This window comes from Paenibacillus sp. L3-i20 (assembly GCF_022180385.2).
Classification (GTDB): domain Bacteria; phylum Bacillota; class Bacilli; order Paenibacillales; family Paenibacillaceae; genus Pristimantibacillus.
This window is the reverse complement of the sequence record NZ_BQME02000001.1, coordinates 345540-357512: the sequence shown is the minus strand read 5'-3', so window position 1 is coordinate 357512 and position 11973 is coordinate 345540. Positions and strand designations below refer to the sequence as shown.

Annotated in this window: 12 protein-coding genes; 6 read left to right on the top strand and 6 right to left on the bottom strand. The window is 41.4% G+C overall.

All coding sequences use genetic code 11. The features are described 5' to 3' along the window. Positions 1-3: 3 nt before the first annotated feature. Positions 4-687, top strand: a complete 684-nt coding sequence (locus MFF31_RS01705; RefSeq protein WP_309296672.1) for a polymorphic toxin-type HINT domain-containing protein — start codon at positions 4-6, stop codon at positions 685-687. Then, positions 684-1286, top strand: coding sequence for a hypothetical protein (locus MFF31_RS01700; protein ID WP_238186447.1), 603 nt, complete (start codon positions 684-686; stop codon positions 1284-1286). The genes MFF31_RS01705 and MFF31_RS01700 overlap by 4 nt, the downstream gene beginning before the upstream one ends. Before the next feature lie 67 nt (positions 1287-1353). On the opposite strand, the gene MFF31_RS01695 is transcribed toward MFF31_RS01700, so the two are convergent. The 6 genes from MFF31_RS01695 to MFF31_RS01675 all read right to left on the bottom strand — a co-directional run bounded on the left by MFF31_RS01695 (position 1354) and on the right by MFF31_RS01675 (position 6222). Further along, positions 1354-1752 (bottom strand): IS3 family transposase, encoded by a 399-nt coding sequence (locus MFF31_RS01695; protein ID WP_375541293.1) that lies wholly within the window; start codon positions 1750-1752, stop codon positions 1354-1356. A 22-nt stretch (positions 1753-1774) separates the two neighbouring features. Then, positions 1775-2260: an IS3 family transposase gene (locus tag MFF31_RS01690; RefSeq protein WP_238186445.1), complete on the bottom strand. Its 486-nt coding sequence runs from the start codon at positions 2258-2260 to the stop codon at positions 1775-1777. A 129-nt stretch (positions 2261-2389) separates the two neighbouring features. Next, positions 2390-2524, bottom strand: coding sequence for a hypothetical protein (locus tag MFF31_RS25135; protein ID WP_282570406.1), 135 nt, complete (start codon positions 2522-2524; stop codon positions 2390-2392). A 119-nt stretch (positions 2525-2643) separates the two neighbouring features. Further along, positions 2644-3788 (bottom strand): IS3 family transposase gene (locus tag MFF31_RS01685; RefSeq protein WP_375541263.1). Its coding sequence is split into 2 segments (ribosomal slippage): positions 2644-3518 and positions 3518-3788, totalling 1146 coding nucleotides; the frame shifts between segments, so codons are not numbered across the junction. 376 nt (positions 3789-4164) lie between these two features. Continuing rightward, entirely contained in the window at positions 4165-5286 is a 1122-nt protein-coding gene (locus MFF31_RS01680) for an ABC transporter permease (RefSeq protein ID WP_238186443.1), read from the bottom strand. Between the two features lie 3 nt (positions 5287-5289). Continuing rightward, positions 5290-6222: an ABC transporter ATP-binding protein gene (locus tag MFF31_RS01675; protein ID WP_238186442.1), complete on the bottom strand. Its 933-nt coding sequence runs from the start codon at positions 6220-6222 to the stop codon at positions 5290-5292. A gap of 257 nt (positions 6223-6479) precedes the next feature. Here MFF31_RS01675 and MFF31_RS01670 point away from each other — a divergent pair, with 257 nt between their 5' ends. The 4 genes from MFF31_RS01670 (at position 6480) to MFF31_RS01655 (ending at position 11837) form a co-directional block, all read left to right on the top strand. Beyond that, the gene (locus MFF31_RS01670) at positions 6480-7400 is read left to right on the top strand and encodes an EamA family transporter (protein WP_238186441.1); all 921 of its coding nucleotides are present in this window, start codon (positions 6480-6482) and stop codon (positions 7398-7400) included. 663 nt (positions 7401-8063) lie between these two features. After that, positions 8064-8996 carry an AEC family transporter gene (locus MFF31_RS01665; protein ID WP_238186440.1) on the top strand — a complete coding sequence of 311 codons (933 nt, stop codon included), beginning with the start codon at positions 8064-8066 and terminating at the stop codon, positions 8994-8996. Positions 8997-9352: 356 nt separating this feature from the next. Beyond that, entirely contained in the window at positions 9353-9979 is a 627-nt protein-coding gene (locus tag MFF31_RS01660; protein ID WP_238186439.1) for a PadR family transcriptional regulator, read from the top strand. A gap of 4 nt (positions 9980-9983) precedes the next feature. Next, the gene (locus tag MFF31_RS01655; protein WP_238186438.1) at positions 9984-11837 is read left to right on the top strand and encodes an ABC transporter ATP-binding protein; all 1854 of its coding nucleotides are present in this window, start codon (positions 9984-9986) and stop codon (positions 11835-11837) included. Positions 11838-11973: the final 136 nt, after the last annotated feature.

Sequence of the window (11973 nt, the reverse complement as noted above, 5' to 3'; positions counted from 1 at the left end):
GTTATCGTCGTTCCCTTTGTTGGTTTTAAGTTTATAACTAACGAAGGGGAGAAACCTATCGAAGAAATCGAGGTAGGGGATAAGGTTCTTGCGAAGTCTGAATACGATTCTAATGGCGAGTTGGCTTACAAAGAAGTTACGGCTTTATATCGTAACCAACGTGATGATATTATTAAATTGCATGTTGGGGAACAAGTCATCGAGACGACCGACAACCATCCGTTCTGGGTTGAAGGTAAAGGGTGGGTCTTCGCAGATGAACTGCTAGTAGGAGATAAACTTCAAAAAGCTGATGGAAGCAATTTGACGATTGATAAGGTTGAGTTCGTTAAGCTTGATGAGCCTGTTACAGTATACAACTTTACGGTTGCGGATTTCCATACTTATTATGTAACTGATTTAGGAATATGGGTTCATAATACAGAGTGTGGTTATAAAGACATTACAGTTGGAAAAAGCGTGAAAAATGTTTCAACTAATGTTAAAAGGGCGGATTTCGAGAGTAGTCTTATGGGAGATGGTTGGACTAAAACTGTTACTAAAGACGGTAGTGCTACCATCTATTCAAAAGACGGTGCTAAATATGTTGTACGTGATAAATCTAATCAGGGACAACCAACTGCCGATTTTTACGCCAAAGGAAGCGACAAACCAACAACCAAAATAAGATTGGGGGCTGATGAATGAGTCAGAACAAATTTATAAAGGATAAAAAGCAGTTTGAAGAGGCAACACATTGGGTAACAAAGACGTTCAACTATGAACAACGACTACCCAACCAAGTTTGTAAAGTTCCCTTTCAAAAAACTGTTGTGCTTGATTTCGATCATGCAATGAGTCGTAGTTTTTGGAACGAACTGGAGGAATTGATGTGCTTGTCCGGTGATTCATTTGTTATTATGGCTGTTTTAGACCCGAATCCTGTAGATTACTACTATAAAGAGTTCTCTCGGTATAATTGGTGCGTTCTACAGAAGGGAACTACGGCTGATGAATACTGGAGTATGCTTGAACAAGGACCTGAAGAGAGCCCTGCTGATGCTATTTTATTTAATTCTGAGGTCGTAGTAATGCTATCTTCATCCATGAAATGGGCAATATGGGGGGAACGGAGTTACGGTATTTGTGTTCTAGGCTTTAATGATGCCGATATTGGTGACTACAACAGTGAGTCGTGGTTTACAATGGATAAAGCAATCACCGATTTAGTGTCACTTAACTTTAGAAATTATACCGTCCCCGAAGAGATTATCTCGAAGTTGATGAAGTTCTACAGTAATATTTAATGTAAATCTTATGAGACCTTGGGGGCGGCATGGTCAAGCCCCAATTTAGTAGACATTGAAAAAAGCCCTAGGAAACAAGCTGGCAACGGTATTCAACCGGAGTCAGCTTGTTTAGTTTCTTCTGAATTCGTTCTTCATTATAAAAATGAATGTAATCTTCAATACGCCTTTGAACTTCGGCTATATCTCGTATATCATAAGGATAGAGTGCTTCTACTTTCAGATGAGAGAAGAAGCTCTCCATTGAGGCGTTGTCATAACAATTTCCTCGGCGTGACATGCTGATTTGGGCGCTAACCTGTGGCAGCATGTTGTGGTAGGCATGAGACGTGTACTGGCTCCCTTGATCGCTGTGAACGATCAATTCAGGTAGTTTCCCAGTCGCGTCTTTATGTTTGTTAAATGCCTTTTCAAACGTATGTAATACTAATGGATTGTCATTGTTGAAACTCATATGATATGCAATAATTTCTGCGTTAAATAAATCCTTAATTGCATAGATATATCTTTTGGTCCAACACGCGGTATTGCGTAATGTCAGTCACCCATTTCTGGTTTGGCTTTTCAGCTTTGAAATCACGGTTTAATAGATTCTCCGCAATCCGTCCATCGGAAACGGCGACTTGGTAAGAAGTAGGATGGAATCTCTTACGTCTAATAATGGCTCTTAGTCCCATCTCTTTCATGAGTCGATATACTCTCTTATGGTTAACACGTTCACCATAACGACGCTCTAGTTCCATTTGAATCCTACGATACCCGTATGTGCCCTCACGTAGATCATAGATAGCTTGTATACGTTCTTGGGTTGTTCGATCACGATCCATTAAAGAGGTGTGCAAATACCGGTAATAGCCACTTCTTGATACTTGCATAACCTCACATATTCTTTGTACGGTATAATCAGGCGCCATCTGTTCTACAACCTTGAACCTGCTTCTTTTTGTACCTCCTGTATCCAGATTTTCAAGCACTTTTTTAGCATCTCATTCTCCCGAGTAAGCTTCTGAAGATGCCTATCTTCGTCCGTATACGCTTCACGTCTTCCTCTATTATCCATAAGACCGTACTCGCCAAACTGCTTATACTTACGCATCCAGATCTTAACCCGAGCAGGATCTTCTATTCCAAAGCTCTTTTGCAATTTGGCATTTCGTCATTCCTTCTAGCTTCATGCTGATCGCTTTCATCTTCAGTTCTTGACTGTACGTTTTTAACTTCTGTCCTTTTATCGCCATGCCAAACACCCCCTAAAATAGTTTAGATTAACCCGGGGGCTTTTTCTAATGTCTATTTTAAGGGGCGCGGTTCAGGTAGGAACTGACCCCCGTTTATGAGACAGGGATAAAACACCTAACTAAGCAACCAGTTGTCGATACTGAATCGGTGACTGGTTATTTAGTTTCGTTTGAATACGAATACGGTTATAATAGTCTATGTAATCTTTGACTGTCTGCATCACGATTGCCGTCGTGGTACACGTTAAACGGTCGAGATAGAATGTTTCGCACTTTAGTGAGGCGTGAAACGATTCAATGGGGGCATTATCGACGGGCGTACCTTTACGGGACATGCTCATGGTAATGCCTTTTCCTTTTACAGCCTCCTGGTAGTCGCTAGAGGTATACACAGAACCCTGATCACTGTGTAGGACACATTCCTCTGGTAGCTCGGGCAACTGATGCAACGTGTCTAGAACAAAGGCAGTGTCTTGCGTGTCGCCTAGTGTATAAGCAACAATCTCTCCGTTAAACAGATCTAGAATGCTTGAAAGATACAACATTTTAGGCCCATATGGCAAGTACGTTATATCTGTAACTAACTTTTGCAACGGTCGATCAGACTTAAACTGTCGTTTCAACAGGTTTTCAGCCACATGTGCTGGCGCTCCGTTCTTCTTCCGTTTTTTAACCTTAACTTTACATTGCCATCCTTCTTGCTGCATAATTCGCTGTACCGCTTTATGGTTAATCCTCATTTCTTCACGAAGGAGCGCAGTGATCTTTCGATAACCGCAACGAAATCGATGGTAGTGGCAAAGCTCACGAATTCGCTCCGTTACTTTTCCTTTGCTGTTACAAGGTTCCTTCTTCCAACGATAATAGGTTGCTCTTGAAATACCGAACAACATACAGATCATCTGGACATCCATGCTTCCCTCAGATTGCTTCATACATGCTGCTACGCCTTCTCGAACCACTTCCTTTCCCATTCCTTGTACTTTTTTAATAGATCAATTTGCTGCTTTAAGAAACGATTTTCAGCCTCTAGTCTCGCTAATTCTGTGGAAAATTCAGGCCCCTTATTAAAGCTGTATTGTTTCCCTACTGGTTGTTCTAATCGATGGACTTCACCGTTCCGGTACCATTTCATCCAAGTCTTTAATTGGGTCTTATTACGAATGAGCAGTTGATCCATCACATCCTTTACAGGTACACCTACTAACCTCATTTCAATAGCTTTCATTTTTACCTCTACAGGGTAACTTAATCTTGTTCCCAAGCAAAAACACCTCCAAGTTGTACGATTATTTTACAATAGTCGTATCTTCTACTTAAAGGTGTTTTACTTTGTCTCACATTTCGGGGTCAGTTCCGTAATCCTCAAGGTGTTTTTTGTTTATCTGCACTCATTGCCGAATGAATCGAGTGGCACGTTCCGAAAGAACTTAACCCTAATTAGTCCCATACTTAAGCGGTTTCTAACCGCAGGGACTACGGGGTTAGCCTAAAGAACTAGTGTTCAATAGAACTCTTAGGAATCCTCCACTTCTAAACAAAGAAAAAGGGGGGAGTTCAAGTGTGGCACGTTAATACCTGCAAGAAAATAGAGGAGATCAGCTCATCATTCGAACTAATCATCCTCTATTAACAATAGGTTATCTCGTCGCTGCAATTGATTTGGTTTGATAGATTTTGGAGGCAAGCACGAAGCAAAAGACTCCCCATAACGCCATAATTCCCATCCCTGTCCAGAAGGTGCTCGACAACACGCCGTTTGCATAGATGAGCCCGTCACGCATTCCTTCAACGAAGTAGGTGAGCGGCAATATTTTAGGTACTACTTGCAGCCATTCAGGCAATGATTCAACTGGGAAGAAGATGCCGCTAAGGAACATCATCAGCATACTGGCGATATTAGCTAAGCCCATATAAGATTCAATTGTTTTGCTGAACGAAGAGAATAGATAGCCCATCGCATTGAATACTAACGTTCCAGCGAAAAAGGCGATTACGAGGCTAAGCACATTTAGATTGAGGTTAGCTCCGAAAAATAACACGCCAACGAGTGCTAAAATGATTACTTGGACGATGCCTAATAAGAAACGTACGAGCATACTGGCTAGTCCGAATAATCCCATTCTAGCGGGTGTCATGCGAAAGCGCTTTAATAGCCCATTTTTACGCATATCTACAATATTCACCATGCCGAATAGACCACCTTGAGCGACAGATAATCCAATCATGCCGGTGAACAAAAAATCTTGATATTCTGTATCTTCAGATGCGGAAGTTACAGATTCCATACTAATGGTATAAGTAGGGTTTGCACCTACAACGGCTAGGTTGGCTTGCTGAATGAAAGTATCGAGTATGCTGGAAACAGCTTGTGTGGTGGCTCCTTGCTCATGTTCACGATTGACGATAAGTTGTACCTCAGAAGCACCTTCCTTCTCTGGAAGAACGATTAAAGCGCTAATATCGTTCTTCTCAACCAGCCGTTTACCTTCTTCCAACGTTACTATCTGATCATCATTGAGGTCAAATACAGGTATTTGTCCCAGCCCATCAAACAGTAGCTTTGAAGAGGCATTCGGAACTGCATCGACAAAGGCTACTTTAGCCTTGAAGTTGTCACTGGAGCCTCCTCCTCCGAAAATAATCATAAATAAAACCATCAATATGACAGGAAAAAAAACGTTCCAAAACCAAACTTGTTTCTCCCGAAACATCATTTTTATTTGCGCATTGAACATACTTGTGAATTGTTTTATTGCCATCGTTTAATCCCTCCATTCCTTGCCCGTGAAGGCAATGAACACATCTTCCAAGCTCATCTCGCGAATTGAAATTTGCTCAAGTCGATAGCCGCATTCTTTTGCGTAACCAAATAGTTCGAATAACGTTTCTTCGGGTTGAGTAGACCATAGCTTAAGTGAAGCGCCCTCAAGCTGTGTTCTCACGACAGATTGTTGCAGCATTGCGACTTTCTCTGATTCTGCTGCTGCAGCTTCTCCATCGAGAAATGACAAGCGGATCTCACGTTCTTTCGTTAGACGATCTATTAGTGCTGCAGGTGTATCGAGTGTTACGATTTTTCCTTGGTCTACAATACATACACGGTCGCTAAGCTTCTCGGCCTCTTCCATGTAATGTGTTGTAAGAATAGTTGTTTTACCTAATTCCTTTAGCTTCAGAATGATGTCCCAAATGTTGCGGCGGGCTTGCGGGTCCAATCCAGTTGTTGGCTCATCCAGGAAAATAATATCGGGGTCGTTGATCATAGCGAGTCCAATAGCAAGTCGTTGCTTCTGCCCGCCAGAAAGTTTCTTGACGTATTTGTTCTGCTGATCGGTCAAACTGATCATTTCCATAACTTCAAGCGCAGGACGGGATTTAGGGTAAAAGGTAGCAAACAACTCCAAATTTTCTTTTACAGTTAGCAGGTCAAACAGAGCACTTGATTGTGGTTGGACACCAATCTCGCGTTTAATCTGTTCACTGTTCTTCATCCAGTTTAAGGAACCAAATCGAATATCGCCTGAATCAGGAGGTAACAGCCCTTCAATCATCTCTAATGTTGTTGTTTTGCCAGCACCGTTAGGACCGATTATTGTAAATATTTCTCCGGGTTCAACCGAGAAGCTAATGTCCTCCACAGCTAGAACAGAACTAAATGACTTGCGTAATTGGCTTACTTCCAATACGGGCATCATGTAAACCTCACCTTCGAAAGTGTATTCATGACCTTTTCTTATTCATTGTAAAATTGTTCAATAGGGGATTACAGAGTCTCTAGACCGCTCTTCAATCAGTCTTAGGTAGGAGAAGCAAATTAATCATACATCTATGTGACGAAGGAATGTTTAATGAACTGGTTTCTGCCTTCTAGGAACGGTGGTATTATGAGTAGTATTCACTAAGTAATCTTTGCAGAATGTAGGTAGGTAAGTGAAGGGAGATATTTAGTTGTATGTGGCTCACCTATTCTTTATTAGCAGCATTGGGGTTCGGTGTGAGAGGAATTCTTTATCATTGGACGAGTCAAAAGCCAATTAATCGTAATGCGCTGCTTTGTGGAACATTTGCGATGGGAGCAGTCGTCAATTTAATAATTGCAATTATATTATCTTCACCATGGTCGATGTCTTGTTTAATCGGTATTCAGATGGGAGTGTTCTCTTTCGGCGCTAATGCGAGTATGTTCAAAGGATTTGCGGTCGGCAAAGCATCACTCGTTGCTATTCTGACAGCACTTCCGTCAGTTGTTGTTGTCATTGTTGCTTATTTTCTATGGAATGAGCAGTTGCGCAGCGTACAGCTTATTGCCTTTCTCATCATTATTGGCGGGGTTCTGCTAGTGCGTTATTCCAATGATATTTCGCTTCGTAATTTACAAGGTGCTCAGTGGGGTCTGCTTGCGATGTTACTATTTGCGGGAAATGACCTATCTGGTAAGTGGTCTACAATTATGGAAGCTGAGCTATATCCTACAATGGTTATGATGTTTGCAGCAGGTGCAACATGCTTTGGTCTTTGGTGGCTGAATGATAGGCGGCTCGTTAGAAGCAAGACCGTTGAGGCTGGAGCATCCTCTGAATTGCTGCAATTATCGTCGATTGGTGTAGCGACGGAAAAGGCAGCTTGGAGCGAAAAACAAACCTTTTTTATAGGGATGGCAATCGGTTCAACGAATACGGTTGGTATGATGCTTATAGTAACTGCATTTGATGTTGGCAAAGCAGGGCTTGTGTCTGCAGTCGTTGCACTGAATGTATTGATTGTCTTGCTGTATACGAGATTTGTTGTTAAGGAAAAGTTTACACGAACCGAAGTTGCTGGCATTATGTTATCCTTTTCAGGCATTTTGCTTATGAGGCTGTTTGGGGCGTAGGACGGACTGTAGTAGCTACATAAATAAAACATTTATATGGATTTCAATGTTTAATTATTTCGTATTGGCCATGACAGTTTCACGTCAAGCAGGTGTATCTCAACAAATATTGAAAGTAGTAGACCGTCGCTTTAAATCATTCTTCAACTTAATAAAAAAGGCAAAGCATAGTGAATATCGCTTTCAAGATATAAAAAAGCCAAAGTATTTGAAAAAAAACAGCTATTATATTTATTTTTTCAACAAATGCACTCAATATCAAAAACGGATTCTTTCGTTTAGCTATATCAAATGATTACAAGAAAGCTAATTCAACCTTCGGTGTTTGTCAAAGTAGTTGTCGCGACCCTAAACTTCTTCTTCTAAACGCCTGTTGCCAGTGTTACCTGACCAACATGTTGGATGTGAAGCTTTTGCTGCTTCATAGACGTGTTTTCGTTTATCAAAAGTCTGTTTCTCCTGTCCTTGATACCTTTGGTTAGGAGTTAGGAAGTTATGTTTGTAGACTAATCGTTGGAACTGACCATTTGGTTAGTAGAATGATATGCAGTTGCTAAACTAAGATGTTTGTATAGAATATACTTTACGTTGTTAATGAACAGAGTTAGAATGAAGTGCAGCGTACTTAAGCGCAAGTACTAATAGAAAGTAGCAGATGCAGCTATGAGCATTTTCTTCCACATTTTAGTTACGAACGTGTTGCCTATGGGTATAATGGTAGCGCTCGGCATTGTTTTGCAGAAGTCATTTTCGCTAGATATTAAGACGTTGTCAAAGCTGAATTTTTATTTATTTTCCCCGGCAATTATGTTTGATTTAATTTACAATACAGCAATTTCGGGCGGTGTTATTGCTCAAGTTCTTTTGTTTTTTGTACTATTTATGGCAGGGCAATACATATTAGTTGAAGCTGTTATACGGACAAGGGGCTACAGTCCAAGTATGAAAAGCGCTATGCGCAACAGTGTGTTGTTTTACAACAGTGCGAATTATGGAATACCGCTTAATCAGCTTGCGTTCGCGGGCAATAAGGAGACACTTGCTATTCAAGTGCTTATTATGATGACGCAAGCATTTGTGCCGAACACCTATGGTGTCTATAGTGTAAATGCACATAAGACGGATATGCGCCAAGTTTGGAAAACGATCTTTTCCATGCCGATTATTTATGTCATTCCACTGGCCTTTCTACTGAGAGGTTTTAATGTACCAATCCCTCAGCCCATAGAGACGCCGATAGGCTATCTCTCAAGTGCATTTATAGGGACGGCACTTATTACATTAGGTGTGCAACTTGGCAGTATGGAATGGCGAATTAAACGTTCCTTGCTAGTTGATGTAAGCCTCTCTGGCATATTGCGTCTAGTGGCAGGTCCAGTTCTTGCAGCGTTGATCGTTTGGCTGATGGGACTGGATAAGATGACAGCAGCGGCGTTAATCGTTTCGTCGGCTGTGCCTACTTCGCTGAGCAGTGTACTTCTTGCCGTGGAATTCGACAACGAAAAGGAATTTGCATCACAAGCTGTTTTTGTATCTACTCTACTAAGTATTTTTACAGTGACAGCGGTTATCTTTTTCTTGCAAATTGAAGTGTAAGTATATCACTATAGCTAGTGGTTGTCCCAAAAGTAGGTTCGTTACTTGAGGATACAGCTCGCCTTATGAAAAATAGGCAAAAACCAGAAGTGGCAGTGTTAAGGGAGGTTATCCCTGCACTGCCCTTTCTGATTTTTGGTCTATTGTCATAGCTAACGAGGGTTGACCGCACCGCGCGAGAAGCCCCCTGCCCCCTGCAACAGCAAAAAGACGCTGCTCCAAAGTAGATTACTCTACTTATGGATCAGCGCCTTTTTCGTGTACCCGTTGAATATCAATGTTGTTACATAACGATATATCGTTTAAAATATATTTAGCGTAATACGATATATCGCAAGAAGGGCGGATGAACTAATATGAGTAATGATTCAATGAAAAAGAGCAAGGAATGGAATAGCTGCGATCAATTGTTTCTTAATCATAGAGGGGAGCGTGAGTTAAGCTCCTCAGGAAGAAGATATTTTACAAGAGGTGGAGTGAAGTTTGCACTTCTTGAACTGTTGCAAGGAGAGCCGATGCACGGATATCAGATGATGAAACATCTGGAGGAACAATCTGGAGGTACTTACAAGCCATCGGCGGGCTCTATTTATCCAACGCTACAAATGCTTAGAGATCAAGGGTATGTTTCTTCATCTAAGCAAGATGGGAAAAAGATATTCGAGATTACTGAAGAAGGTTGCTCATACTTGCAAGAAGAGCGAACAAATTTTCAGGAAGCCGAAGAGAAGAAAAAAAGTGTAGAAAATCGTGGAAATGCATATGAAGAGCCAACACCTTTTGAGCAAGAGAGTATGGAGGAAGAAAGAGATTGTGACGTTCGCCGCCGCAATCGCAGACTGACTCCAGCTGGTAAGGAGTTGCTCCACCTTATGAAGGCTGCTGAAAGGGTCGCGATGGAGGATGATGCTAAGGCTGTAAAACTCAAAGAAGCTTTAAATAAATTAAGAGACTCGCTAAGAGAAATTACGGGAGGGATGTAGCAAGATGGGCGAAAGAGGCTATCAAGAAAGAGTTCATCAGAGCCCAAATGCTGCAAGAGGACTGGGGACACGGAAGTTCGGCAGCGGCGAGAAGGTGAAGCCGGCAAGCATCCTTGATATGTTCCGCCGCATTATGGAGCATGCCAAGACGGAATGGAAGTCGCTTGTAATTGCACTCTGCTGCATGATATTCATTTCGTTGTTAGAATTCGTTATTCCACAGTTAACTAAATACACGATAGATACGGTCATTGAAAATAAGCTCTTCAACAAGCTATTTATTATTGGAGCATGTGTGCTGGGTGCGGCAATTGCCCTTGGCGTGTTGCGTTATTTAAGTACTTCCGTAATGGCAGCAATTGGTCAAAAGGTGCTTTTTAAACTTCGTAATGATCTTTATCGCCACTTGCAGCGGATGGATGTAGCTTATTATGATCGCACTAGAACAGGCGATTTAATGTCTAGAGTAACGAGCGACGTCAGCGTACTTCAACAGCTCATATCCTCAAGTATGATGCAGCTTTTCACAGACTTTTTTACGTTTACTGCCATAGCTATATATATGTTGTGGATTGATTGGAGACTGACATTGCTGCTGCTCGCTACGTTCCCATTCATGATATTGACGACAAAAATATTTGGCAAGCGAATACGCTCTTCCTTTCGGAAGGTACAGGAGTCGCTCGCAGATGTAAGTGATCATCTGCAAAACACGTTAACAGGTATTAGGCTTATTAAGTCATTTACGGCAGAAGAATATGAATCGGAGCGGTTTTCTGAGCGAACTAGTCGCAATATGGAAGCGAATGTGCAGGTAGTACGACTGCGTGCTGCATATGAGCCGATTATTGATTTTATTAATTTCGTTGGTCTTGCTATCGTACTTGTATTTGGAGCATGGTTAGCTATGAAAGATCTTATGACGGTAGGTACAGTAGTAGCTTTTATTGCCTATTTGCGACTGTTGCAAAATCCTGTCCGGCACTTTAGTCGTATTCTTAACACAATTCAGCAAGCGGCTGCTGCATACGAGCGTATCGTAGAAGTGATGAATACAAAGGCAGAGGTTGTAGACAGTGAAGATGCTGTAGTCCTTCCGCAAGTAAAGGGACATATTCAATTTCGTGATGTGTCATTTGCGTATGCTGGCCTAGAAGAGGGAGAAGTTTTAAGAAACTTCGAATTGGAGTTGAAATCCGGAGAAATGACAGCTCTCGTCGGTTCATCTGGTTCGGGTAAATCAACAATTGCCCATCTGATTACTAGATTTTATGATGTACAGGCAGGTAGTATTTCCATAGACGGTTACGATTTGAGGGATGTTACGATGGAATCCTTAAGAGAGCAGATTGGAATCGTTTCACAGGATATTGTATTGTTTAATGGATCGATTGAGGAGAACATTAGGTACGGTAACCACCATGCCACGGAAATGGATGTGCTTGAAGCTGCAAAAGCGGCAAATGCATCAGAGTTTATTGGGAATTTCAAACATGGTTACAAAACTCAAATTGGTGAACGAGGGGTTAAGCTTTCAGGTGGGCAGAAGCAGCGTCTTTCCATTGCTAGAGCGATTTTAAAAAATCCGAAAATTATTATTTTGGATGAAGCAACGGCATCTCTGGACACGGAATCAGAGCAGCTCATTCAAAGTGCTCTAAATACTTTGCTAAAGGGGAGAACGTGCCTCGTCATAGCTCATCGGTTGTCTACTATTCAACAAGCAGATCACATTTATGTTTTGGAGAACGGTAGTATAGTCGAACATGGTACCCATACGTTGTTGCTAGAGCATAAGGGAAGGTATAAGCAGTTATACGATTTACAATTTCCAGCGGAAAAATCGAATGTTGAATAAAAAGTAGTTAAGTTTTTTGTGAAACTTCATGAATATGATAGTTATTAACCCTTCTTATAAAAAAGAGGGGTCTTTTTGATGAAATTATGCTATAAATTGTCCCGGAGCCACTCTTGTGAAAATGGTAAGACCACGT

Excerpts from the sequence above, each read along its gene's own strand:
- MFF31_RS01680 (WP_238186443.1), bottom strand. The coding sequence starts at position 5,286 with ATGGCAATAAAACAATTCACAAGTATGTTCAATGCGCAAATAAAAATG.
- MFF31_RS25135 (WP_282570406.1), bottom strand. The coding sequence starts at position 2,524 with ATGGCGATAAAAGGACAGAAGTTAAAAACGTACAGTCAAGAACTGAAG.
- MFF31_RS01655 (WP_238186438.1), top strand. The coding sequence starts at position 9,984 with ATGGGCGAAAGAGGCTATCAAGAAAGAGTTCATCAGAGCCCAAATGCT.
- MFF31_RS01700 (WP_238186447.1), top strand. The coding sequence starts at position 684 with ATGAGTCAGAACAAATTTATAAAGGATAAAAAGCAGTTTGAAGAGGCA.
- MFF31_RS01660 (WP_238186439.1), top strand. The coding sequence starts at position 9,353 with ATGAGTAATGATTCAATGAAAAAGAGCAAGGAATGGAATAGCTGCGAT.
- MFF31_RS01670 (WP_238186441.1), top strand. The coding sequence starts at position 6,480 with ATGTGGCTCACCTATTCTTTATTAGCAGCATTGGGGTTCGGTGTGAGA.
- MFF31_RS01675 (WP_238186442.1), bottom strand. The coding sequence starts at position 6,222 with ATGATGCCCGTATTGGAAGTAAGCCAATTACGCAAGTCATTTAGTTCT.
- MFF31_RS01665 (WP_238186440.1), top strand. The coding sequence starts at position 8,064 with ATGAGCATTTTCTTCCACATTTTAGTTACGAACGTGTTGCCTATGGGT.